Consider the following 26614-nt stretch of genomic DNA (forward strand, 5'->3'; position numbering starts at 1 on the left):
CTTAGGCACATCAAGGATTGATTAAATGCTGTTTTGTTTTTAAATGATATAGATAATGCAGTCCTTTTTCTGTTATTTTCGTTCCGGCTCTGCCTCTGCGCTTTATAATATACTCTTTTTCTTCTAGTACATCCAAACGATTTCTCACCTGCTGTTCTGTAAGCGTAAAGCCTTTTAAATGCTGGGTGATCCACTTTCTGCTTGCTGCTTTTCCTGTATCATTACACTGTTTTATCGTTTCTAACAGGGCACGATTTTCTTGAAGTTCGATTAAGTCAACCGATTCATTTTCAACTTCATACAAAGAATGATCTTCTTTTTGACTACTAAGCCTATACTCTACGTCTTTTGCTTTCACTTCGTTGTCATCGCAGACGGTAAGTAAATACTCAATTACGCCTTTTAATTCTCTTATATTTCCTAACCATTCATGTTCAATAAGCAGCTTCATCGCTTCTGGATGGATATGCGTCCACGTTTTCGATTTGGACATAAAATGATGAATCAGTAAAGGAATATCGGTTCTTCTATATCTTAAAGGAGGAATCGTTAAAGATAATACATGTAAACGATAGTACAGATCTTCTCGAAACAGACCTTCTTTCATTTTATGTAGTAAATTGTTGTGAGTGGCTGCTATGATTCTTACATTAATCGGAATGACTCTTGTACCTCCTACCCGCCTAATTTCTTTTTCTTGAAGCACCCTTAAAAGCTGAGTTTGTAAACGCGGGCTGATATCACCAATTTCATCTAGAAAGATTGTACCTTTATCAGCGCTCTCAAACAGCCCTTTTTTGCCGCCTTTCTGCGCTCCTGTAAAGCTGGCTTCTTCGTACCCAAACAGCTCACTTTCTAGTAATGTATCGGTCATGGCACTGCAATTCACGGCAAGAAACGGTCCGTTTTTACGTGTAGAATGATTGTGGATAGCCTGAGCAAACAGCTCTTTTCCTGTACCGGTTTCTCCTTGAATCAAAATAGGATACTCAGTGGCAGCCATTTCCCGGGAAATTTCAATCGTTTTAAGCAAAGCTGGGTGTTCTCCTATAATATCTTGATAGTTATACTTAGCGGAAAATCCGTTTTTTCTAAGTTCTGACTGCGCTTTTCCTTCTATTTCAACAGCTTGATTAACACTTTTAAACGTTGCTACAGTAGTATTGCTTTTCTCAATCATCGACTTATAGATAACCATTTCGTACCCATTTATGTTAAAGTACTGACTTTTCTCATCGGACGATATAATAAACTCCACAAGGCCTTTGTTAGAAATTACGCTTTGAATCTCATGATCTATAGCATCGGAAGAAGCTAGCTGGAACAGTGATTCTAACCTTTTATTGAATAACGTAATTTTTCTATTAAAATCCACGGCAAGAATACCATCTTCTACTACGTTTACAATACTCTTTACATGAAGGTGAAGTTCTTTCATTTTCCCTTCTGCTTCTATTAGTTTTTTTTGCAGCACAATGATGTTTCGCAAATAGCGATCCCAAATAATTGAATGATTAGACTGATTAAAACCGAATGATTTTATAAGTTCAAAAATGGTCGCCATGTCAAAAAGTCTAACGCCTATATCAATTACATGCTTTACGTATGGGGGACACAAGTGAACCTCACCTGGAGAAACTGCAATTTCAACACCTTCGTAATAGGTCTTTTGCTTTTTAAAAGGGATAAACTGAACATGATTAATGCCTACTTGATAAAGAGATTCTATTAATTTAAGAGTTTCTTTATCGTCATCATTTACAATTAATACTTTTGTATGGGCAGGGATTTTCAGTAATTCATTTATATGCTTATGATGAATTGTTCTATTTCCTACAATTTCATGTGCATGCTGAACGTCTAATCTGTTCTTCATTTCATGATATATACTCTCTGATGAATAAAGAACAACATCTCCATCAATTTTTCTTGGTAATTCTTCATCAATCGCAAAGCATTCAATAAAAATATAATCGCCTAGCAACTCTTTTAATTGATTGTGTAAAATGATTCTAGTTTGCTTGCTTCCTGTTATTAAAACTAATTTCTTTTTCATCGTATGGACACCTTTCTACAGGCCTTTAACTTGACTTGCCTTCAGAGATTAGTCTTGGAATACTATACCTATCATTTTATACTTTGCTGTGCATTTCATCTAGCGGACGTTTGTCCCTTTTGTAAATAAAAATAAGTAGAAAAAAGCGCCTCCACTTTAATGGGTGGAGGCACGATATGCTAAAGTGCTAGATGCATTGAATTACTTTTTTCTCATTTAATGTCTACGTTTATTGGTTTGATATCTAAGGCTACTTTCACAATAGAATAATCGTCTTTTTGACCGTCGGTATAAGCCCAATAGCCATTGCTTTCAGGGCTTTTTCTGAAGGTAAGCTCAAAACCTTTGCCTTGGTTAAACGCATAGCTCTTTATTTCTTTGCTCTGATCGTTATCGATGAGATCGTAAGCTAAAAATTTCCTTAATACACCGTGCGGAGAGAAAAGACCCGTGTTTGGCCCAACCTTTTCACTGTAGTATTCATTTTTTCTAGTAGATGTTTTAGCTAGGTTTATGACGATTTCTTTTGTTGTGAGATTTACTGTGTCGCCTGGAGCGATACAAGAGATAAGAATATTTTTGTAATCACTCGGAAATTTGTCATTTGCCTGTACTTTGGCTAAGTCAACTAACGTAATACCACCTCTTCCAACAACTTCCATTTGTTTTTCTTTATTGTTTACCACCATAGCAGTATCTTCATCGATGCCGTAAGAAAGCTGATTTTTATTTCCTTTTTCATATGCTGTTGCAATAAGACGTCCTAGTCTTGCTTTGTTGTCAAAATGCTGATCTACAAGACCGTATTGGAAAAAGCCGAGCCCTTTTTCTAAATAAGCAGGACCGCCTTCTTGCTGAGTCATATCATCGTATGTGTTTGTAAATCCGTACGAAAGAGCTCCGTAGCTATCTCCGCCAGCGAGCATAGTATTACTCATAATTGCCGCGCCGGCGCTCGTACCGCCAAGTACTGCCCCGTTTTTATACGTATCCCATATAGCTTGTAAGACTTTTGAGTCTGAACCATTTTCATTACGCAACGAGCCCGTAATCATCGTCTGATCTCCTCCTACAAACCAAATGCCTGTTAGCGCTTTAACTTTTTGCGCTAGTTTTTCATTGTTCATATTTGGTTTCCAACTCGACTCGTTTTCTGGGGTCCCTTTGAAGTCATGATTTGAAACAGGTAAAATTTCTATATTTTCTGCTTTCATTCCGTATTTAATTAAGTCGCTTTTAAACTGATTAGAGGAGTCGAACTTAGTACTCGCTGCAGGCACAATTCCTATTTTGGCTTGTTTTCCTCCTGCAAGGTTAATGAACTTGTTATACACGCTTGAATTACTGCTGCCTAGCGCTCCTCCTGCAATTAAAAGATTACCTTTAATCTTGTCGTATACAGGACTTTCAGTTGAAGAAAAGGCAGGTTTTTTATACGTTAAACTAGTTTTTCTATTCGGCTGGAATTTGACGGTCTTAGGCGTAATATCCATTCTGACATTCACAATGGAATAGTCATCTTTTTGTCCGTCAGTATATCTCCAATAGCCGTTTGTATCATTGTCTTTTTGAAAGGCAATTTCATATCCCGACCCTTTACTATCATAAACATAGCTGTTGGCAGATTTCATTGATTTATTGTCAACAAGAGAATAGGATAAATAAGCCTTTAATCTTCCGTATGGCGTAAAAACACCCGTAGCAGGCAGTGCGTTAAACGAGTAATATTCAAATCCCTTCGTTTCTACTTTATCTTTTGGAAATTCAAATGATTTTAAATGATAGTTAATTTTATCTCCAGGGGATAAGTAACTAACCTTTATGTTCTCTAAGCCTGAACGCGCTTTTTGTTTAGACACAAGCTGAGCTTTGCTCGTATCTAAGACGGCTACTCCGCTTCGTCCAACAACTTCAATCTGTTGATCTTTATTGTTAACGATCATAGCCGTATCCTCGTCCACACCGTATGCAAAGTTTTTTTCTTTGTCACGTTCAGAAGTATACGCAGCTACTGCAAGTCGCCCAAGTCGTGCCCGTTCATCCATATGCTGATCAATTATTCCGTGTTGGAAAAAACCCAGACCTTTTTGAACTGACAAACGCTCATACTCTTTTTTATGATGCTGGTCTTTGTTTACATATTTATTTAAGGTTTCCTTGTTGCCTATACTTTCTTCTAAAGCTCCTAGACTATCTCCGCCTGTAATCATGACGTCACTCATAATTGCCGCTCCTGCACTTGTACCTCCGATAACTGCTCCTTTACGGTATATATCCCAAATAGCTTTTAACGCTTCAGAATCGCTCCCATTATTTTGCCGAAGGGAATCTACAATTTTCGTTTGGTCTCCTCCAACAAACCAAACTGCTGTTAGTCCTTTAATGGTACGGGATAACTTCTTATCGTTTACTTGATTCTTCCAGGTTGATTCATCTTTTTGTGTGTCAGAAAAATCGTGATTTGAAACGGGAAGAATTTTAATAGAATCTGAGTTTACTCCATATTTCACGAGGTCATCCTTAAACTTTTTGGAAGACTGCAGCGTTGTGCTGGCAGCTGGAATAATCCCTACTTTTGCTTTTTCTTTTCCTCCAGCAAGCGAGAGAAATTTTTCATATACATCGTGATTAGATGTCCCTACGCCTCCGCCTGCAATAACAAGGCTGCCTTTAATGTCTCCAGTATTTTCTTGTGCTTTTGCAAGCAGGGGTGTACTCAACGAAGAAAGTAATGTAAAGCTGAGGAGACATGAAACCAGTTTCTTTTTCATTTGAAAGATCCTTTCCACGCAAATTTTAATACCCTTCTCTAATTAGCTCGTATCCTTTCCGCGATACTTTCGATAAATGATATCTAAAACCTGTTATTCAAACGTTCCTTTCACAACAGGGACACCGTCTTTTACCATTACTTTACCTTGAGCAAAAACCGTTTTAATTGTTAGCGTCTCTTTGTCTAAAAGGACTAAATCTGCATCTTTTCCGGGTTGAATATGCCCTTTATTGGACAGTTTTAATACTTTGGCAGGATTAGAAGTAATGACTTGAAGAGCTGTTTCTAACGGTACTGATTCCTCTAATACTGCATCTCGTACTTCTTGAAATAAAGAAGACACTTTTCCAACTTGAAGACCTTTATAATCTCCGTTATCATCAAAAAACGGCAGGCTCGCGTTTCCATCGGATGAAAACGTAATGCTGTCAATCGCCACTTTCTCTTCCAGCATGATGCGTAACCCTTTGCTGCACTTAACTTCGCCTTCTTCTAAAAAGTGAGGGATCGTGCTAGTCGTAAAATCTACATATCCGCCTCGTTTTGCAAATTGAATTCCTTCTTTAAACAGCTCTTCATTTCTATTAATATGTGTAGGGTGAAACTGACGAATTGGCAGGTCTGTTTTATCTGCGATTTGATTTAATAAAGATAATTTTCGTTCTCCGTCTCCTACGTGAATCTCTAATATTCCGGCTTTCCCTGATAAAATCCCTCCATTGCGGGCAGCGGAAGCCACCTTCACCAGTTCTTCAAATGTCGGTTCAGAAGAACGGTGGTCGGAAATGGCAATTTCACCTACTCCGATAATTTTATCAATTAAAATAAGATCTTCTTCAATGCTATTAGTTAACGTTTTTACCGGTATTTGATAGGAACCTGTGTGAATGAAGCAGCTGATCCCTTCTTCTTCTAACCCTCTTGCTTTGGCCAGAAGGTTTTCCATTCTTCTTGTTGTACCGTCTGTTCCAAGTACACCTACAATAGTTGTAACACCGGCAGTCGTTGCATCGGTTAACATTAGTTCAGGAGTGCGTGTTTTATATCCACCTTCTCCTCCTCCGCCAATAATATGAACATGTGAGTCAATGAAGCCTGGAGCTATAATGTGATTAGCGGCATCTACAACATCAATAGGAATGGACGTATTTACATGATCAATACAATCTTTTATAAGGATGATTTTGCTGTCTGCAAGCAATATATCTTTTTTTCCTAAGTGCTGTGGTGCATATACTTCTGCGTTTTTGATTAAGGTTAACAACTTCTATTCCTCCTAGTAAGCTCAACTTACAAATTACATTTTTCTATCTCTTAAAATGGTCCGTAATTGATAAAATAAGCAATCACAACGGCTATTAGACCAATCACATATTGAATAAGGACTAACGGCAACACCCATTTTGCCCACTTTGTCCATGAAATCCCCGCAATCGCTAAACCAGCCATCAATGTTCCAGCCGTTGGGAAGATAATATTTCCAATGCCGTCTGCAAAAGAAAAAGATAATACAGCCGTTTGTCGCGTAATATCAAGCAAATCTGCAAGAGGGGTCATGATTGGCATCGTCAGCATAGCATGACCCGTTCCAGACGCTAAAATAAGATGAATCAGCGCTTGGAAGTTGTAGATTCCGATGACGCTTAAATATCCCGGAATATGTTGAATAGCTCCAGATACTTGATGAAGCATAGGGTCTACAATATGACCTTCATTTAAAACAACAAGAACTGCGCGAGAAACTCCAATAACAAGCGCTCCTCCAACTAGTGCTGCTGCCCCGTTTGTAAACGACTTAACCGTATTTTCAACAGAGAGCCTTCCAATAATCCCAATCACCACTGTCAAAATCACAAACAGAGAGGCAATTTCAGTAATGTACCACTTATACTTAATAACGCCAAAAGCAAGAATTACATAGTTAACAAGAAATGCTGCCATAATCCATTTATGCTTTCTAGTTAACTTCGCATCAGAGTTTAAAAGTTTATGTGCATTAGTTATGCTGTATTTTCCGTATGTTCCTATAGAAGGACTTCTTTTCACTTTCATCGCATATCGGTAGACAAACCATACTGAAACAGCATAAACAACTACGAATAAGATGAGACGAAAGCCCATTCCAGAAAACATAGGAAGCTCTGCTACTCCTTGTGCAACACCTACTGTAAATGGATTCATAACGGCCGTAGTAAAACCAGCCGATGCACCAATTAAAACAATAGCAGTCCCTGTTAATGCATCGAATCCAAGAGCAAGTGCCAGCGGAATTAAAAGAGGAATATAAGCTAGCGTTTCTTCCGCCATCCCCATTAAAGAACCGCCTACCGCAAAAAATAGCATCATAACAGGAATTAATAATTTTTCTCTAGTAGCAAGCTTTTTAGCCATCGTTGTAATCAATACATCTACTGTCCCCGTAGCGCTTAGTACACCAAAGAAACCGCCGATAATTAATACAAAAAAGATAATGTCGGCTCCTTCTACCATTCCTGTATGTATCGCTTTGACCATATCAAAGAATCCAACAGGTGTAGAACCAATCCATTTAAACGACTGAGGATCTACCGTTGTTCGTCCGTCTACTTCTACACGTGCGTATTCTCCGGCTGGCAAGATATACGTTAAAATAGTAGCAATCACAAGAAAGCCTAACAATAAAGCAAAAACGTTTATTTTTCTCTCTTTTTTCCGTACCTTATTTAATGAACTCATTTCCTTTTGCGGTTCACTCATTCTTCTTCTCCCCTTCATTATGAAATAATAGCTTTAAACAGCTATCCCGTTCTTTAAAAGCAGATTCCTTATCTGCGGCTACATATTGCTCCTTCCTTTTGCATTCCTCATATACAGTACAAGCAATTTTCGTGCCAACGTAGAACCGTTTAATTTTCTGAATTATGATATAATTAAAATGTGTTTTAGGTGTTAATTGGGTGTTTTTTAAAATTTAATAACGCCAATTAAGAAGCTAGTTGATAGAAAATCTGGAGCATGAAACCATTAGCTAGTTCTTTTTTTAAAAAGCAACAAAACGAAAGATAAAAGAATTTAATCTATAAACATAAAAAAATACTATTTTATTATTGTCTTTTCTTTAAGTAGATTAATACTATAAACCTTCAATCTATTTATAAAAGCATTGCGCATAATGAAAGGGTGTTCAAAACAATGACTGTTTATCGTATCGGGGTATTGGGGGGTGATGGCATCGGCCCGGAGATTGTCGATGCCGCAGTTAAGATAGTTAAAAATGCTTCTTGCAAAGCAGGAGTAAAAATGGAGTGGATTTATCTGCCGATGGGATGGGAAGGAATTAAACAATATAACGATCCTCTTCCAGAAGTAACAATAGATGCTTTAAAACATACGCATGGATGGATACTTGGCCCGCACGATTCTGCTGCTTATCCTCTCAAGCACAAAGAAAAGCGTAATCCTAGCGGAGAGCTTCGTCACAGTTTAGACCTTTACGCGAATATTCGCCCTGCTAAAACAATGCCAGGTATTAAAAGCGTCGTGAAAGAAGCTGATTTAGTGATTGTCCGGGAAAATACAGAAGGATTTTATGCCGATCGTAATATGTATTCTGGACACGGCGAATGGCAGATTACAAAAGACGTTGTGGTGACATCGGGCGTATTTACGCGAAAAGCCGTAGAAAGAATTGCGCGTGAAGCTTTTGCATTGGCTATGCAGCGTCGTAAAAAAGTAACAATCGTACATAAAGCAAATGTTTTAAGATTAAGTACCGGACTATTTCTAAACGTTTGTCGAGAAGTAGCTGAGCAATATCCTGAAGTAAAGGTGGACGACTACCATATCGATGCCATGGCTGCTCATCTCGTACGTCGTGCAGCCGATTTTGATGTCATCGTAACAGAAAACATGTATGGTGATATTCTTTCAGATTTAGCTGGCGAGCTTGTAGGGAGCTTAGGATTAGCCCCTTCTCTTAATGCAAATGAACATATCGCTATGGCCCAAGCAGCCCATGGTTCTGCGCCAGACATCGCAGGTTTGAACATAGCAAACCCAACCGGCATTATCTCTTCAGCAGCCATGCTATTGAAATGGCTGGCTGAAAAACATGCGGATCGTAAACTTACAGAAGTGGCTGCTACAGTAGAACACGCACTTTATCAAACGCTCCAAGCTGAAGTGAAAACAAAAGATTTAGGCGGACATGCCTCTACGTCTGAGTTTACAGAAGCTATTTTAGAAAAAATAAAATCCATGTAACATTAGCAGCAATTTATCCATTCTCTAGAGGTGATCATAATGAAAAAACGAAAGATTATTATGGACTGTGATCCAGGTCATGATGATGCTATTGCTATTATTTTGGCTGCCGCACGACCGGAATTAGATATTTTAGCCATTACAACTGTTTCAGGAAACGCAGAAATTGAAAAAACGACGATGAATGCTTTGAAGGTGTGTGATTTGGTATCATTACATAACGTGATTGTTTCAAAAGGAGCAAGCGAACCAATGATGCGCAGACGTGAAAATGCGCCTAGTATACACGGGGATTCAGGATTAGACGGCCCTGAGTTCCCGGCTCTCTCTCGCAGCTGGAGCGCAGAACACGGAGTAGATACTATTATACGAATGATCAAAGAGTCAGAAGATCGCGTTACGCTTTTACCAACAGGACCTTTAACAAACATTGCCTTAGCTTTAATAAAAGCTCCAGAAATGAAAGAAAACATTGAAGAGATTATCCTTATGGGCGGTGGAACATTTGGGAACTGGACGCCAACGGCTGAGTTTAATATTTGGGCAGATCCGGAAGCGTCTAAAAAAGTGTTTGATAGCGGTATCCCACTGGTAGTAATGGGGTTAGATATTACCCATCAAGCCGTTGCAACAGATAATGTTATTAACCAGGTGATGAACATTGATAATAACGTAGCAAAAAAGGTCGGGGAATTATTAGCATTTTTTAAATCTGCCTATAAAGAAACCTTTGACTTTGACGGCCCTCCCGTTCACGATGTATTGACCGTTGCTTATTGCGTAGCTCCAGAGCTATTTACGTTCAAAGAAGTTAATATTGTAGTAGAAACACGCGGAGAATACACGGCTGGAACGACTTCAGTTGATTTGCTGGGAGTAACAGGAAGGAAACCCAATGCGAAATTTGGTTTAACCCTTGATGTAGACGGATTTTGGGATTTAATGATTAAAGCTCTTAAAACATATTCGGCTTCGTAATGTTCATGACTTTATAAAAGTGAGACAGCACCATAGCAGAGTTTGCCACTTGCTGGTGCTGTCTTACTTTTATTCATACTATCTAGCTGTTTTTTTCGCTTTTTGATTAAGCATTACAGTAATGATTGAAGCAACAATAACACTTCCTTACTTTCTGTTTGCAACGCCTGTTAAAAAATTCAAAAACACGTGTACGCCTGCTTTCACGGTAATTTCTCCTACATCACGCAGCGGATCTAGACATACAATATCCATTGCTTGAACAAGTGGATGACTCCCGGCGGTGTATACTGCTTCAAACAACTCATCTGTCCTCATTCCGCCTGTCGTTCCTGCTGGAACTCCCGGTGCGTAAGCGATATCTAACACATCCATATCAACGGTTAAATAGATCATGTCTACCTCTTTGCTCAGCTGTTTTAATGCTTCTTTCACGGTATGAGTTATTCCCGCTTTTCTTGCTTGCAGTAACGTTACATAATGAACGCCTTTGCTATCCGCATATTCCTTTAACGATTTTGAATTATAAAACCCGTGAAGTCCAATATTCCATACATGTCTTGCATCAATCGTGTTGCTTTCGATTAAATTTCGTATAGGTGTTCCGTTAGAAGGCCCATTATCTTCTAGACTGCGTAAGTCAAAGTGCGTATCAAACTGTAAAATCCCTATCTTCTGTTCAGGATGTGACGCTTTCCACCCTTTTACTAACATAGCTGTAATAGAATGATCTCCTCCAAGCATAACAGGCAGCGCATGCGGATGATGTTTTCGCATAGACATCATCGCTTCTTTTATATGCTGATGGGATTTCTCTATATCCGTTACATGCTGTTTAACGTCTCCTAAGTCTAAAACTGACAGGGAAGTTAAATCCGTATCATACTCAATATGATACGGATTTAAGGATTTCCAGAGCTTCCTCATGGCCATTGGCGTCTCACTGGCTCCAGAAGCGCTAATGGAGGACCTTGAAAGAGGCACACCTAAGACCGTAATATCTATCGATGGAAAGTCGAAGTTGCTCCCATCTTCAACTGTTTGAATCCAATCGCTTACTTTTGGTTCATGAGTGCTTTGACGCTGCCAGCAAAAAGGCGGTCGATCAAGCTGTGGGTACGGATAGCTCATGTAACACACCGCCTTCAACCACTACTTTTCCATCTTTCAATACCGTGTCTACAAGATTTACCGCATAGTTATATTGCAGCGTTTGGTAATTAGGCGCATCAAATAGCACTAAATCGGCTTTTTTACCTACTTCAATGCTTCCGATTTGATCCCCTTTGCCAATGGCGTGAGCTGCATTAATCGTACAGGCCGTTAACACTTCTGCTGGCGTCATTTTCATCGTTAAACAAGCTAAATTCATAATAAACGGAAGTGATTCCGTAGGAGAAGAACCCGGGTTTCGATCTGTTGATAAAGCAACAGGTACTCCTGCTTCGATTATTTTTCTAGCACGCGCCGGCTCTTCCATTAAAAAGAATGCAGTACCCGGCAATAGCACCGCTATAACTCCGCTTTCAGCCATTTGCTTAATTCCTTGATCCGATGCTTTTAGTAAATGATCCGCAGACACAGCTCCCACTTTAGCCGCTAATTCTGCCCCGCCAAAAGACACAATTTCATCGGCGTGGATTTTAGGTTTTAGTCCGTATGCTTTTCCAGCTTGTAAAATACGCTCTGACTGTTCAACTGTAAACACACCTTCTTCACAAAATACATCACAAAACTCCGCTAGCTCTTCTTTTGCAACAATTGGTATCATTTCTTCAATAACGTGTTGAACAAACGCATCTTCATTCCCTTTGTACTCAACCGGCACCGCATGAGCTCCCATAAAGGTTGAAACAACATCTACTGGATGCTGTTCATTCAGTTGTTTCGCTACTTTTAATTGTTTGATTTCATCTTTAAGATTTAAACCGTACCCGCTTTTGGCTTCGACAGTTGTAACTCCGTACTGCAGAAATTTATTTAAACGTTTTGTAGATTGCTTGATTAGCTCCTCTTCTGTTGCTTGTCGTGTACTAACGGTTGTTTGTAAAATTCCTCCTCCCGCTTTTAAAATATCAATATACTTTGCCCCGTTTAAGCGCATTTCTAATTCTTTTTCACGACTGCCGCCAAACACAAGATGAGTGTGGGAATCAATCAACCCAGGCGTTACGATTTTCCCTTCGGCATCAATTATATTAATAGGTTCATGGATATGCTCAAGGTATTCCTGCGCTTTGACGTCAGGTCCAACAAATACAATTCTTCCATTTTTCACGAGTACGCTGCCATTTTCAATGATTCCTAGAGCTGACATTTCTTCCGCTCGTCTAGGCTGACTTCCACCTTTAACCGTAATGACTTGTTCAGCGCATTTGATATACGTAATAGTCATACGTATCCCTCCTTTTTTATTCATGTAACGTGGGAATTTGTATCCCTTTTTCTTTTGCAGTTTGAATGGCCTTATCATAGCCGGCGTCTACATGACGAACAACACCCATACCAGGGTCTGTTGTTAAAACACGTTCTAGACGTTTGGCGGCATCTTCCGTCCCGTCTGCTACTACAACCATTCCAGCGTGCAGAGAATACCCCATACCTACTCCTCCTCCGTGGTGAACGGATACCCAGCTTGCGCCTGCTGCCGTATTGACTAATGCATTTAAAATAGGCCAGTCTGCTACTGCATCACTGCCATCTTTCATTGCTTCAGTTTCACGATTTGGTGAAGCCACAGAACCGGCATCTAGATGATCTCTGCCAATAACGATAGGCGCTGACAGCTCTCCGTTTGCTACCATGTCATTAATAATTTTTCCAAAGCGCGCTCTTTCTCCGTATCCTAGCCAGCAAATACGAGCCGGCAATCCTTGAAACTCAATTTTTTCTCTTGCCATTTTAATCCAGTTGCAAAGATGCGTATTATCCGAAAACTCACGTAAAATGACTTCATCTGTTTTATAAATATCCTCTGGGTTTCCTGACAAAGCGACCCACCTGAACGGTCCTTTTCCTTCACAGAACTGCGGACGGATGTAGGCTGGGACAAATCCCGGGAAATCAAATGCATTCGCGACACCTTCATCGAGCGCCACTTGGCGAATATTATTGCCATAGTCAAAAGCAACCGCGCCTTTTCTTTGCATCTCTAACATGGCTTGAACGTGAATAGCCATACTTGCTTTTGATTGTTTTATATATTCATTTGGATTTGTATTCCGCAATTTTTCTCCTTCTGCTAAGCTGACTCCAATCGGCAAATATCCGTTAAGCGGATCATGTGCCGATGTTTGATCTGTCACAATATCTGGGATAAATCCTCGCTTTATCATTTCAGGAAGAATCTCAGCTGCATTTCCAACTAATCCAATGGACAGCGCTTTGCCCAATCTTTTTGCATCTTCAGCTAACTTGATTGCATCAGCTACACTTTCGACTACCGTATCGCAATACTTTGTTTCGATACGTTTTTCAATACGCGTGCGATCAACATCAATTCCAATGACAACGCCGCCTGCCATCGTAACGGCTAACGGTTGTGCACCTCCCATTCCTCCTAATCCAGCTGTTAACGTAATCGTTCCTTTCAAAGTTCCGTTAAAATGCTGGTTGGCACACTCAGCAAATGTTTCATACGTTCCTTGAACAATGCCTTGGCTTCCGATATAAATCCAGCTTCCTGCAGTCATTTGCCCGTACATCATTAACCCTTTTTTATCGAGCTCATGGAACGTCTCCCAATTCGCAAAAGCAGGAACAAGATTTGAATTTGCTAATAAAACACGCGGCGCATCACTGTGCGTTTTAAAAACCGCAACCGGCTTGCCGGACTGTATGAGAAGCGTTTCATCTTCTTCTAATTCTTTTAACGTATCTACAATACGATCGAACGCCTCCCAGTTACGGGCTGCTTTTCCGATCCCTCCGTATACGACTAACTTTTCCGGATGCTCTGCTACTTCGGAATCTAAATTGTTTAGAAGCATGCGAAGAGCGGCTTCTTGTACCCAGCCTTTTGTCGTTAGTTCTGTTCCACGAGGTGCTTTTATTCCACTTTGTTTTGTCTCCATTTCGTTTTCCTCCTCTATAAAAATGAAAAACTGTTAAACTAACTTTTTATTACAGTGCTAGTTCATAATTCGTATCTTGCACAAAAGTTTTGAAATCAGCTGCTAACGCCTCAATATCACGTGAGAAAATTCGATCTTTCATAATGATTGGTACGGTTTTTCTAATTCTTGAATAAATTTTTCTTGTTTCTGAAGCAAGTTTATCCACTCCTTGAATATCGGCTGCTTGAGCCGCACAAATTGCTTCGATTGATAGAACTCTTCTTGTATTTTGGATAATTTGATAAGCATGACGTGCAGCAGTCGTTCCCATGCTGACATGGTCTTCTTGATTCGCTGAAGATGGGATAGAATCAACACTTGATGGATGCGCTAATACTTTATTTTCGGAAACTAATGAAGCCGCAGCGTATTGAGTAATCATGAGCCCGGACTCTAGACCTGGATCTGCACTTAAAAATGCGGGCAGCCCGCTAAGCTGAGGGTTTACTATTCGTTCAATGCGCCGTTCAGAAATATTCCCAAGCTCCGCCATTGCAATTCCTAGAAAATCCATAGCAAATGCAATGGGCTGCCCGTGAAAATTCCCTCCAGAAATTACTTTGCCGCTGTCAGCAAAGATGAGCGGGTTATCAGTTGCTGAATTAATCTCAATTAACAGCTTTTCTTTTACATAATTTAAAACTTGATAAATAGCACCATGAACTTGAGGAATGCAGCGCAGTGAATAAGCATCTTGCACTCTTATTTGACCTTGAGAAGTAGTTAATTGACTGCCTTCTAAGTACGAAAGAATTCGGGCAGCTACCTGCTGTTGTTCCGGGTAAGGTCTTACTGCATGTGACTCAGGCATGAATGCTTCTACAATACCTTGCAGACCTTCTAATGTCAGTGCTGCAATTCCGTCAGCAAGATCAGCGAGCTTTTGAGCTTCAAGGTACGAAACTACTCCTACAGCCGTCATTGCCTGAGTGCCGTTGATCAAAGCTAGCCCTTCTTTTGCCTGTAATTGTATAGGTTCAAGCCCTGCTAGCTTTAAAGCATCTTCTCCTTGCATTCGCTGACCATTATATACAGCTTCTCCTTCTCCAACTAGCAGCAGCGCTAGATGTGATAACGGGGCTAAGTCACCGCTAGCTCCAAGCGAACCTTGACTCGGGATAACCGGTACTACGTTTTGGTTTAAGCAATCGATAAGAAGCTGCAAGGTTTCCAGTCGTATTCCGGAATACCCTTTAGCTAATGCGTTCGCTCGTAAAAGCAGCATGACTCTGCTTACTTCTAACGAAAATGGCTCTCCTAGTCCGCAGGCATGACTGCGAATCAGGTTAATCTGCAGATCAGCTAAGTCTGTTTTTGAAATAACCGTATCACTAAACTTTCCAAATCCCGTATTCACTCCGTAAATTACGTTGTTGTTCGTAATGCTCTCTTCAACTAACGTTCTGCTTTTTTGTATATGTTCAACTGCGTGATCGCTAATTTTCACGGAGTATCCTTGGTAAATAACTTTGTAAATTTGGTCGAACGTCAGTGAATTTCCATCAATTTGAATAAACATCATACCCGCTCCCTTGTTAAACTGTAGACTGCCTTTTCTTTTTGAACACAAAAAGGGGCTATATCAAAGAGGAAACAAGCTCCTTTTGATATAGCCCCCTATAAACTAACCTACTTACACTATGGGCTTTTATTAATAATCAGTATTTCACTTATACATACAATCGCTAAATGACTAAATCACTATACACTTTAAGCTGTACAACTTAAAGCAACTAGGGTACCTACACTAAGTATTACGCTGAATTAATCATTTGTCAATTATCATTTAAGAAAATTTTAAATAATCTGAAATAAAATCGTTATTTCTTATAGCAGCGATGATTCACGGCTTCACAATTTTATTTTTTAAACGTTATCGGACGTTCATGTCGCTTGGGTGCGGACCTTTGCGGCGGTTGCTGTTTAATCCATTAATCTCTGCCATATCATCAGCAGTAAGTTCAAAATCAAACACGTTAAAGTTTTCTTCTATTCTAGACGGTGTAACTGACTTAGGAATGACAATTGTGTTGTTCTGTAAGTGCCAGCGCAATACAACTTGAGCCGGAGTTTTGCTATGTACTTCAGCAATTTTTTGAATAACCTCGTCTTGTAACACTTCTCCTCCTTGATCAAGAGGGCTCCATGCTTCCACGAAAATATTATGTTTGGCGCAAAACTCTTTTAATTCATTTTGAGCAAGATACGGATGGCACTCAATTTGGTTTAAAACAGGCGTTACGTCACATTCATTTAACAAGCGCTCCAAATGCTCAATTTCAAAGTTGCAGACGCCAATTGCTTTTACTTTGCCATCGTGATAAAGCTTTTCTAATGCTTTATACGTCTCCACATACTCATCATATTGAGGAGTAGGCCAGTGAATCAAATATAAATCCACATAATCAAGTCCTAATCGTTCTAGGCTTTCATCAAACGCACGTAGTGCATTTTCATAGCCTTGGTCGCTGTTCCAAACTTTTGTTGTAATAAACAGCTCTTCCCGAGGAACAGAAGATTCTTTAATCGCTTGACCTACTCCTTCTTCATTTTTATAAATCATAGCTGTGTCGATAGAGGTATATCCAACTTCAATTGCTTTTGACACTGCAGCTGCTGCTTTGTTATCTTCTACTTGCCATACGCCAAATCCAAGCTGAGGCATTTTTAAGCGGTTGTTTAATGTGACAATATTCATTTTACATGTCTCCTTTTTTGTTAAAAAGTTCAAAGTTTTAATGATGGTGCCAGCCGATCAGCATAGCAACCTGGCCCATTATAATGCCGACTGGGATTCCTACAATCATGGCTCCAAATCGAAATTTAAAAGACCATGCCCGCGGTACAAGGGAAAACAAATAAATCATACTCATCGTTGCCATACATGTACTGCTAAAGAAACTGACGATAGTGTGTAAATTTGGCATTCCTTCTCCTCATTTCACTAGAACATTTGCGCCTTTTCAATTTCATCATTTATCTTTTGTTCTAATGCCTATGTTTTCGCAGCCGACATAGTTACATTCGTCAAAGGGTTTTGTAATCCTGCTTCAATCAGCTAAAAATACTTTACCTACGTAACTTTTTTAATTAAAACGAATATGTGCTTTTAACTGAGAAGTTGTGTATAATTTCCGTATATACAAAATAATAAGAATTTTTTATTTCAAAGAGAAACTGTACATCCTCTGTAAGGCAATCATACATATTTGCAAGAGTTAACGAAAGGAATGGATATAAAAATGGCGATTGAAAGAGTAAAAGCATATTTTAAACAATATGGCATGGAGAATCGAATTATTGAAATGGATGAGTCCAGTGCTACTGTAGAACTGGCAGCGCAAGCTTTAAAATGTGAGCCGCAACGGATCGCAAAAAGTCTTTCTTTTAACGCAGAAGGAACCGTTTTATTAATTGTGGCAGCAGGAGATGCGAAAATTGATAATCGAAAATATAAAGAAGAGTTCGGAACCAAAGCAAAAATGCTTGGAGCAAGTGAAGTAGAAACGCTGATTGGTCATGCCGTAGGCGGAGTATGCCCATTTGCCGTTAATGAAGGTGTTCACGTGTATCTAGATGAATCTCTGAAACGTTTTGTTACCGTTTTCCCTGCCTGTGGAAGTGGAAATAGTGCAATTGAATTAACAATACCCGAACTAGAAGAATTTTCGAAATGCTTAAAATGGGTTGATGTGTGCAAGAGATGGAATGAATAACTTAGGTAAATTAAGGTACAGATATACATAAAATAAATCAATCAGTACGCCAATAAGCTGAAACAGTTTTTTGTTTCAGCTCATTGGCGTACCTAAACGAATTTATGAAACAGCTTAACCCAACCTAGGTAAGAAACCCCTAAGAGAAATACAAAAAGAAATAGTAAAGGAATGTTCCTAGGGATAAAAAGCCAGCCGTCTAACGTATTCCACAGAAATTCACTTTTATTTGCTTTTCTCATCATTTTCACCTCAAGCAGATTTACTATTTTGTATTCAAAAATTCTTTTACATAGTTATATACAGTATCTTCAACTTATGACCTTTTTTCAAGAAAAACGTGCACGAAAAATGGACTGAATCTGAATCTTCTTAATGTATACCTGTTATGTACTCATTTATCGTCTTAGTTTCATCTGTAAAAAAGAAGAAGCCTACATGTTTAGATGCAGGCTTCTTCTCGTTGATTCAGTCTTTCCTTTGTTTGCCTAGTCAGGCCCTTTCGTTACGTATATCGGTTCATAACCAAAGTGCCTTGCGTGAGATACGGATATCTACTTTCAATTTGCGGTAATACGTTTGCTGAAGTCGCTGTTAAGCCTTTCAAAACTAATCAGTCCCTTCAAACGCTAAGTATTTAACCTTTCACAACAACCATTTGCATAATAGCTGCTGTACTATATGTGTACCCCGTATTTATATAGTAAAACCTAAAAAAACAATTTTTTATTACATGTAATTTTCTAGACTTTATAGCAAAGAAAAGTTAGATAGTATAGGTGAAAGAAGCACGACAGCCATTAGCGCTCTACTGTTCAGATTCACGCATTCAAAGAAAAAATCTGAACTTGAAATTCAAAAAATTATTTAATGTATGGTTTCATCAATTTTTTGAAATGCATCTTCAAGTGAAGTATATCCGTTTGTTTCTCCTTCGTTACCTTGAAGAGTCCATTCTTGCTTTTCTACTGCTAGTTTCCCGTCTTTATCTTTTATATAAGGTTTGTTAACCATAAACACCTGATCATTCTTCTTTACTGTATACCCAAGATAATAATGATTCCCTTCTCCTTCTTCTTCATATACAGAAACGCCTTGAAGGTTATATTTGTTTAAAATGTCATCCATATGATGAGTCAGTTCACTTACAATCGCTTCTCTTCCTACATATTCCACATTTCATACCCCTTTTCATTTCGATTTATACTTAGCATTCCCTTGAGCATATTCAATTACACTATCTTTCAAACGTTGTATGAACAAAGCAAGTCAATATAATAGTCATTCATTACATAGTAATAAAAAAGCTACCTCACTATAATGCAACGAAAAAACATTGCTAAGTGAAGTAGCTTTTTTGTTACCGAGATCTATAGAGCAACTTGATTATAGTTCAGTTAAAATAATCGGTTCACCGTTTGTTACAACAATCGTATGTTCACATTGTGCTACAAGACTATTATCAGGTGTAACAAACGTCCAGCCGTCGTCTCCGCGTTCAATGATATGATCAGCTTTCATAGAGATAAACGGTTCTACAGCAATAACAAGACCTTTTTTCAAGAGGGCTTTATCCATTGGATCATAATAGTTTAAAATGTGGTTAGGAGCGTCATGCAAGCTGCGGCCAACACCATGACCCGTTAAATTTTCAATAACCGCGTATCCGTTTTGGTGTGCAAAGTTAGAAACAGCACGACCAATTTGGTTTTGTTTTGAACCAGCTTTTACTTTTTTCATAGCCGCCCAAAATGCATCTACTGCAGCTTGACACAGCTTTTCTTTTTCTTCATCTTTCCCGATAACAAATGAAATGCCTGTATCTGAATAATAGCCATCAAGTACGGCAGATACATCCACATTTACTAAATCGCCATCTTTTAATACGCGATCTCCCGGAATACCGTGAGCCACTTCTTCGTTTACACTAATGCACGTTACACCTGGGAAATCATATTCTTTTTCAGGTGCAGAAATAGCACCGTGTTCATCCAATATTTTTTTACCGATCATATCAAGTTCTTTTGTTGTCATACCTGCTTTTGCTTGGCTTTTCATCTCTTCGCGCGCAAGTGCAACGATGCGTCCAATTTTGCGTAAACTTTCTAAATCTTGTTCGTTACCAATAATCATAAAAAAACACTTTCCTTCCTCGAAATATATATCCTATCCGATTTTATCATATTTTTATGAGGATTTTTCAAAAGACCTTTTAAGAACTAAAATGTATGATTAATTAGATTAGTAAGATATTTATCATATGTAAAAATCCTCTTCATTAACCTATGAAATTCAAAAAAGCTGCCTTAGTAAGCGGCAGCTCTCACAATCCGTTATTTCACTATTTCAAATTTCACTTCATTAAACAAACTAGTAGAATTCCACACATTCAGCCCAGCATAACCTTCTGAAAAGGCAGGGTCCATTGTATCGATTACCAGCTTGCCATCAAGATAAACTTGAATGTGCTCTCCTTCAGCCCTTACTTTTAGATGGTAATCCGTATTTGGTTTTAAATCCAGCTTTCCCCCATCGTCGTAAATAATGAGATCCTTTCCTATTCCATCTCTAAACGCAATGAGTTTCACTTGATTATTGAGCACATCTACATTCGCAGCGTAAGCGTTATTTGCCTGTTCATCCGAACGGAATACTAGCGCTCCTGCTCCTGCTCCTGTAGAATTTGAAACAGCCTCCTTTAACACCTTTATCTTTGCCTCATATGTGAAATTTTTTGCTTCTTTTGATGATAAGGTAAAGGAATCTTCTTTGCTTCGTCCTTGTTTCCCGTTAATTGTATCGGCCCATAGTCCGCTAATATTCTTCCATCCAGATAAGTTTGTATCAACAGGACTTTTATTCCAAATAGATTTTAACGGATACATCTTAAGAGAATTTAATTTTACAGCGCCTCCTTTGCTATAAAGCTTTATTTTATTACTTGAAAGCGTTGGAAAGAGCTGGTCTGTTATTACTTCCGTGCCATCATTACCAAATACTTCTACAGACGACTGGTCTACAAACATATGAAGCTTAACCTTTCCGTCTTTTGGAAGCATGGAAACAGAGTGTTTGCCTTTCACATTTTCACCAAAATCAAAACTTCCAGAGTTTGTTCGATCAACAGATAATCGCTGTTTGTTTATGTTATAGCTGACTTTCGTATTTTCACTGCCTTCTTTTTGAATTTGAAAACCAAATTCTTTTGCATCTGTAGTAGAAACATCGAATTCTGCAATGATTTCATATTTGTTTTCCTGTATGCCTGACAGAAGATTTCCATTTTCAGTAACCATGAGATTCTTCAATATCTTTTTTTCTTGCTTGTTGCGGATTGAATCAATTGAAACAGGTATTTGTTTTAAACGAAGCCCTTTTGCTGTGTTGGTGAGTTCTATTTTTCTTGGGATTGACATAGAGCTTCTCCAAGTAGTAGTGGGAGTATTGTTTGCATATTGCCAGTTGCTCATCCAGCCTAGCCAATACTTTTCTCCGTTATCTCCTTCAACTCCGCTCCAATCTACAGCGGCATAAAAGTCGGCACCATAATCTGTCCAAAGTACTTCTTCTGGCGGATTTTCATTTTTAAATGTTTTCCCGTCAAAATCGCCAACAAAGTACTGCATCCCTGAACCTCCAGCTGCCGCTCCATCATTGATGCTGACCTGCAGCACCCATCTTTTCTTCGTGCTGTCTCCATCAACCGGCAGTTCGAGTAAAGTAGGACACTCCCAAATGCCGCCGTTGCTTCCGTGAGTTGATTTCACCCATTCTCCTGACACTGTGTTCCAATCTGAAAGCTCTCCGCCTTCTCTTTGTTTAGCTTCCTCTGGTTCTTTTGCTACACTGTCTACTTTATCCGGCATTTTTTCTGTATTAAATACATTCACATCATCTAGATTAATATGCCCCCATCCGCCTACAGCTTGATCAACGGCTTTAATGTACAGTACTTCTCCTATATACTTAGAAGCATCCCATACATAGCGCTGATACTTTTCATCTGCAAACTTTGTATTCGCTTGACGAATCAATTCTTTGTCGTCGGATGCCCGGACTAAGGCTACATAACGGTTTGCGGGGTCGTTTCCGCCTCCCATTAACAAATTGATTTCACCTGATCCGCTCAATTTAAAATAAGACGAATGTAATTCTCCAGTGGCATTATCGCCATCTTGCTTATCAGAAAAACCCCATAAATGATACTTTCCTTTTTGTTCAAAAAGACCGCTCCAATTTGCGGTTGCATCCGTTACATGATCGTTTGTGAATGCATTTCCCTTTATCGTTTCCCAGCCGGTGAGATCCCCTGTTTCAAAACTTTTATTTTTAATTTCTTGTTCATCTGTATCAATAAACTTGGTCATGTTAACGTCTTGAAACCGGACTGAAGATTGATTAACGTGTAGTCCAAACAATCCTTTTGAAAAAGTTTCATCTTTTGCAGTAAGGGTGAAGTTATCGTCTATATGCAAATCAAGTTCATTTCCCGATGCAGTTACTTTTACTTGATGTGATTTGCTCGTATCAATTTTTTTGTTTGTTTCAGCAAGGACAGTTGAAATGCCATTTTGAAGCTTTACTAGTTTGATTGTACCCTTAGAAGCATCTACGCTAGCTATATATCCGTTTTTGGCTTCCGCGTCTGCTCGGAAAAGTAGTGCACCTGAACCATGGTTTTCATCTAAAAATGTCATATTTGACTCGTAAATGAACTGGTCTCCCTGTTCTTCACTCATAATATATCCGTCGCTGTCAGATTTACCGATTTTTCCAGCAGCAGTATCATTCCACGTTCCAGTAATAGATTTCCAGTTAGATAGATTGGTTATGAAATTAGATTGATTCGTAAATTTAACATGACGAAAGACAGCTGTGGAATTCCATGCTGTTAGTCCAAACTGACCGTTTTCAAAGGATGCATCACTACCTTCTAAAACCTGTTTCCCATTTAGCAGTATCTTAAAGTGGTGACTGTTTGCTTCTACTTTCACATGATACGCTTGTGACGTATCAAGCCTCATTGACTTTGAAACAACGGTCGTTACGCTTCCTTTCTCTACTTTGTTAAGTGTTAAGAGGTTCTTTTCAGCATCTAAATTGACGGTATATGCGTTTGTTGCATCTTTATTAGAACGAAAAACAAGGCCTCCTGCCCCTTCGCGTCCATTCTTTTCTACAAGCGTAATTTCTCCCTCTAGAGTAAAGGATTGACCTTTTTGTTCGGATAAAGTATATGAGTAGGCACCGCTTTGACCGTTTGCTTGGATGCCTCCATCAGGTCCAAACTCACTTGCGTATTTCCAATTTTTCAAGTCAGGTGATGTATAAAACATAATTTTATCTTTAGCAGCTAAAGACATCACCCACTGCTTGGTTTGCTCGTGCCAAAAGACTTTTGGATCGCGCCAGTCAGGAACTGGGGGATTTGGCATAACAGGATTTCCTTCATATTTGGTCCATGTTCTTCCGCTGTCCGTGCTGTATGCTAGACTTTGAACTTGCCCTTTACTGCCCGAGTGCGTAAAGATAGCTACCATCGCTTCTTTTCCAAATCCTGCGGTATTATTCCAATCGATAACGGCACTTCCTGAAAAGATCTCTCCGTTCTCATCTGGAGAAAGAGCAACCGGCAGGTGTTTCCATTTCACTAAGTCTGTACTAACTGCATGCCCCCAGTGCATAGGTCCCCAGGTGGTACCATAAGGATAATACTGATAAAAAAGGTGGTACTCCCCGTTATAGTAGACCATTCCATTTGGATCGTTCATCCAGTTCGCTTCTGGAGAAAAATGAAATTGATTCCGATATTTTTCTTGATAATACCCTGTATTATCAGCTAATACAGGGTATACAGAAAACAAGCTTATGGAACAAGCGACTCCAATCATCAATAACTTTTTGACGGTTCTTTTCATCTTCCTTTCCTCCTTTATTGGCATACTGGCTATGTAAAACATTTTCACCAGCAGATGCTAGAAGAATAGATGACTCCCTCTTATTTATCAGCCTAAAAAGCCGATCCAATAACCTCCTATACCGATTAAGAAAATACCGAAAATAATAAGAAGCGGATTTGTACCTTTTCGAAGCATCCATGCTACTAATAGAGTTAGCGCTAAAGGAAGCAGTCCCGGTAAAATACTATCGAGCACGTCTTGCACGGTTTTTACGACAACTTTACCAGAATCATCTTTGATCCTAGAAACAACCACTGGTATATTAATAGTGGTCCATTTCGAAACCAATGCTCCCATTACAAAGAGTCCTAAAATGGACGCACCTTCCGTCAGTTTTTGAATTCGATTGCCTACTAAATCTTTTAAGATTTCTGTTCCTTTTAAATAGCCATATTTTAACCCATAATATTTTGTACTTAATCGAATTGCATTAATTAAGATGAAAAACAGCAGTGGCCCGGCAATATTCCCGCCTAACGCAAGAGATGCGCCTAGTGCTGCGAGGACTGGTCGCAGCGTTCCCCAGAAAATAGGGTCTCCTACGCCAGCAAGCGGTCCCATTAATCCAATTTTCATTCCGCTGATGGCTTTTTCATCAAAATCTTTTTTGTTTGCCATTTCTTCTTCCATTGCTGCCGTGACGCCGAATATAGGTGCGGAAATCCATGGATGTGTATTGAACCATTCTAAATGTCGCTTTAATGCTGCATTTCGCTGTACCCCTGGTCCGTATAAACGTTTAATTGCTGGAATCATAACATAACAGTAGCCCATTGCCTGAACACGCTCAAAGTTAAATGAACCGAGTAAAAAATTCGAGCGAATAAACATGCTAAAGATGTCTTTTTTCGTTAATCTTTTTTCATTTTCCATCTCTATCCCTCCCTTAAGTTCGCCGTTTAGGCATCTAAATCATCATCGTCATCATCATATACTTGTTCGCTCCCTGTAGCTGCGGGAACGCCTGCCGGCTGCATTTGATTTCGCTGCTGCATTACTTGCTGATAAAGAAGTGCTAAACAAAGACCTAACGCCCCAAATCCTACCAGGTTAAACCCTGTAAATGCCGCTAATAAGAACCCGATATAGAAAAAGGGCTTTAAATGAGGAATGTTCATCATATTGATAACCATGGCATATCCTACGACCACGATAATGCCTCCCCCAATTTGCAGACCTTTTGTAATAACTTCCGGAATATTTCCGAGGAAAGTTTGCACGGCGCTTACGCTGATTAATGTAACAATTAACGTTGGAATCATAACGCGGAGAGCCTGAAAACCCATAGCAGTAATATGCATAATTTCAATTCCTTTAAAGTTCCCTTCTTCCGCGTACTTATCAGCTCGATGAATTAAAAATACTGTGATGGTACGAACAAAAATGGTGAGTACTTGCCCTGCAGCTGCTAAAGCTATGGCTACCGCAATTCCTTCACCAATACCCTGACCAGCTGTGATAACTAAAATAGTTGAAATAACAGAAGCAATAGCCGTATCAGGTGCCATCGCCAATCCAACATTCATCCATCCAAGAGCCATTAATTCCAATGTTCCACCTAAAATAATGCCCGTTTTTAAATCTCCAAGCACCAAGCCTACTAACGTGCAGGCAATGAGAGGACGATGGGATTGCCCTTCGTCCAACACGCTTGCGATGCCAGTTATCGCTGCAATGACTAATAATAAAATAATTTGTATGGAAGACATAAACTCATCTCCTTATTTGATTTTTGTTTCGTTTCTCAGTAGTTGAATAAAATTTTCACTAGAATCTGAAGGTAATTGGCGCAGCTCAAGCTTTACGCCTAGTTCCTGCAGTTTCTCAAAAGCATCGATATCTTTTTCGGTAACGCTTACAGATTTAGTGATTTGTTTTCGGTCATTAGCAAAACGCATGCCCCCTACGTTTACTGTCTCAATAGGTACGCCTGCTTGAACAAGAGCGACAATGTCTGCGGGGTTTTCAAACAGCAGCATGGCTGTTGTATCCTGGTAACGCGGACTATGAAAGGCTTTTGTCATTTTAGAAATCGAGACAGCACTTGCTTTTACATTCGAAGGAGCTACAGAAAGAATCAGCGTTTTTCTCATTTCATCCGCTGCCACCTCATCTGAAACAATGATAATTCGATCTGCTGCATTTGTTTTGATCCATCTTGTTAATACCTGCCCGTGAATAAAGCGGTCATCAATTCTTGCTAAAACGATTTTCATAATAATCCATCCTCTCCGATTTGGTTTGCTTGCTGGATTTTCTCCAAATGTTCACTGCACACTTGAAAACTTTCTTCATTCACCTGCTTTAATCTTCCTAGCATCTCTTTTAATGTAACGTGTTCCCTCATGGCTAACACTTCTAATAACATAGGCAAGTTAACTCCCGATACCATATCCGCTGTTTCATTTTTAAGGATATAGGGAGTAGCCGCATTGTAAGGTGTACCTCCAAAAATATCGACTAGAAAAAGCACTTCATTTTCTAAGGGCATTTCCTCTAATGCTTGCTTATATTTTGCTTCAAGCGTTTGGATACCTTCTCCTTTTAGAAAAGGTACGGCTACTACGTGATTCTCTTCACCAAATATCATTTTGGAAGACCCTTCTAATGCTGGTGCGAAATCACCATGCCCACTAATAATGACTGAAATCATGTACACTTGCTCCTCTCTTTTACGTTCTACACTTATTTATTGCAAGTATCGTGCCAACAAAGAGTATTAAGCGCTTTCATTTATTTTTCAATACCTTTTTCTTTGTTGTTGATACAGGTTT

20 protein-coding genes are annotated in these 26614 nt (G+C 39.2%); 3 read left to right on the plus strand and 17 right to left on the minus strand.

The window, feature by feature from the left end; translation table 11 throughout:
- Positions 1–10 precede the first annotated feature (10 nt).
- From ACH0CI_RS11370 to ACH0CI_RS11385, 4 genes are all read right to left on the minus strand, one after another.
- A complete protein-coding gene (locus ACH0CI_RS11370; protein WP_406901452.1) occupies positions 11–2056 on the minus strand; it encodes a sigma 54-interacting transcriptional regulator in 2046 nt (681 codons plus the stop codon).
- A gap of 212 nt (positions 2057–2268) precedes the next feature.
- Positions 2269–4827: a cyanophycinase gene (locus ACH0CI_RS11375; protein WP_406901454.1), complete on the minus strand. Its 2559-nt coding sequence runs from the start codon at positions 4825–4827 to the stop codon at positions 2269–2271.
- A gap of 93 nt (positions 4828–4920) precedes the next feature.
- Positions 4921–6093, minus strand: a complete 1173-nt coding sequence (gene iadA / locus ACH0CI_RS11380) for a beta-aspartyl-peptidase (protein WP_028413918.1) — start codon at positions 6091–6093, stop codon at positions 4921–4923.
- A gap of 50 nt (positions 6094–6143) precedes the next feature.
- A complete protein-coding gene (locus ACH0CI_RS11385; protein ID WP_028413919.1) occupies positions 6144–7565 on the minus strand; it encodes a YfcC family protein in 1422 nt (473 codons plus the stop codon).
- A gap of 435 nt (positions 7566–8000) precedes the next feature.
- Here ACH0CI_RS11385 and ACH0CI_RS11390 point away from each other — a divergent pair, with 435 nt between their 5' ends.
- Positions 8001–9071: an isocitrate/isopropylmalate dehydrogenase family protein gene (locus ACH0CI_RS11390; protein WP_335706556.1), complete on the plus strand. Its 1071-nt coding sequence runs from the start codon at positions 8001–8003 to the stop codon at positions 9069–9071.
- Between the two features lie 39 nt (positions 9072–9110).
- A complete protein-coding gene (locus ACH0CI_RS11395; RefSeq protein ID WP_335706557.1) occupies positions 9111–10049 on the plus strand; it encodes a nucleoside hydrolase in 939 nt (312 codons plus the stop codon).
- Positions 10050–10196: 147 nt separating this feature from the next.
- On the opposite strand, the gene ACH0CI_RS11400 is transcribed toward ACH0CI_RS11395, so the two are convergent.
- From ACH0CI_RS11400 to ACH0CI_RS11425, 6 genes are all read right to left on the minus strand, one after another.
- Positions 10197–11180: an agmatinase family protein gene (locus ACH0CI_RS11400; protein WP_335706558.1), complete on the minus strand. Its 984-nt coding sequence runs from the start codon at positions 11178–11180 to the stop codon at positions 10197–10199.
- Entirely contained in the window at positions 11155–12444 is a 1290-nt protein-coding gene (gene hutI, locus ACH0CI_RS11405; protein WP_335706559.1) for an imidazolonepropionase, read from the minus strand. The genes ACH0CI_RS11400 and hutI overlap by 26 nt, the downstream gene beginning before the upstream one ends.
- Before the next feature lie 16 nt (positions 12445–12460).
- Positions 12461–14122 (minus strand): urocanate hydratase, encoded by a 1662-nt coding sequence (gene hutU / locus ACH0CI_RS11410; protein WP_406901457.1) that lies wholly within the window; start codon positions 14120–14122, stop codon positions 12461–12463.
- Between the two features lie 49 nt (positions 14123–14171).
- Complete coding sequence (hutH, locus tag ACH0CI_RS11415; RefSeq protein WP_406901458.1) at positions 14172–15683, minus strand: histidine ammonia-lyase; 1512 nt, start codon at positions 15681–15683, stop codon at positions 14172–14174.
- 354 nt (positions 15684–16037) lie between these two features.
- Complete coding sequence (locus tag ACH0CI_RS11420; RefSeq protein WP_335706562.1) at positions 16038–16862, minus strand: aldo/keto reductase; 825 nt, start codon at positions 16860–16862, stop codon at positions 16038–16040.
- Between the two features lie 37 nt (positions 16863–16899).
- Positions 16900–17091: a hypothetical protein gene (locus tag ACH0CI_RS11425; RefSeq protein ID WP_033578521.1), complete on the minus strand. Its 192-nt coding sequence runs from the start codon at positions 17089–17091 to the stop codon at positions 16900–16902.
- Positions 17092–17406: 315 nt separating this feature from the next.
- Here ACH0CI_RS11425 and ACH0CI_RS11430 point away from each other — a divergent pair, with 315 nt between their 5' ends.
- Positions 17407–17880, plus strand: coding sequence for a YbaK/EbsC family protein (locus ACH0CI_RS11430; RefSeq protein ID WP_223546488.1), 474 nt, complete (start codon positions 17407–17409; stop codon positions 17878–17880).
- 867 nt (positions 17881–18747) lie between these two features.
- Here the strand turns inward: ACH0CI_RS11430 and ACH0CI_RS11435 are convergent.
- The 7 genes from ACH0CI_RS11435 to ACH0CI_RS11465 all read right to left on the minus strand — a co-directional run bounded on the left by ACH0CI_RS11435 (position 18748) and on the right by ACH0CI_RS11465 (position 26493).
- Positions 18748–19056, minus strand: a complete 309-nt coding sequence (locus ACH0CI_RS11435) for a DUF5634 family protein (protein WP_335706563.1) — start codon at positions 19054–19056, stop codon at positions 18748–18750.
- A 210-nt stretch (positions 19057–19266) separates the two neighbouring features.
- Positions 19267–20013: a type I methionyl aminopeptidase gene (map, locus tag ACH0CI_RS11440; protein ID WP_045291382.1), complete on the minus strand. Its 747-nt coding sequence runs from the start codon at positions 20011–20013 to the stop codon at positions 19267–19269.
- 200 nt (positions 20014–20213) lie between these two features.
- Positions 20214–23798 carry a glycoside hydrolase family 32 protein gene (locus ACH0CI_RS11445; protein WP_406901459.1) on the minus strand — a complete coding sequence of 1195 codons (3585 nt, stop codon included), beginning with the start codon at positions 23796–23798 and terminating at the stop codon, positions 20214–20216.
- An 87-nt stretch (positions 23799–23885) separates the two neighbouring features.
- On the minus strand, positions 23886–24713 hold the full coding sequence (locus tag ACH0CI_RS11450; RefSeq protein WP_116073090.1) for a mannose/fructose/sorbose PTS transporter subunit IID: 828 nt from the start codon (positions 24711–24713) through the stop codon (positions 23886–23888).
- A gap of 26 nt (positions 24714–24739) precedes the next feature.
- Positions 24740–25549, minus strand: a complete 810-nt coding sequence (locus tag ACH0CI_RS11455) for a PTS mannose/fructose/sorbose transporter subunit IIC (protein ID WP_114894738.1) — start codon at positions 25547–25549, stop codon at positions 24740–24742.
- A gap of 12 nt (positions 25550–25561) precedes the next feature.
- Positions 25562–26056 carry a PTS sugar transporter subunit IIB gene (locus ACH0CI_RS11460; protein WP_013056296.1) on the minus strand — a complete coding sequence of 165 codons (495 nt, stop codon included), beginning with the start codon at positions 26054–26056 and terminating at the stop codon, positions 25562–25564.
- Positions 26053–26493 carry a mannose/fructose/sorbose PTS transporter subunit IIA gene (locus ACH0CI_RS11465; RefSeq protein ID WP_335706565.1) on the minus strand — a complete coding sequence of 147 codons (441 nt, stop codon included), beginning with the start codon at positions 26491–26493 and terminating at the stop codon, positions 26053–26055. The genes ACH0CI_RS11460 and ACH0CI_RS11465 overlap by 4 nt, the downstream gene beginning before the upstream one ends.
- Positions 26494–26614 lie beyond the last annotated feature (121 nt).

The sequence above is a fragment of the Priestia sp. 179-F W1.4 NHS genome (genome assembly GCF_045369295.1).
GTDB lineage: Bacteria > Bacillota > Bacilli > Bacillales > Bacillaceae_H > Priestia > Priestia zanthoxyli.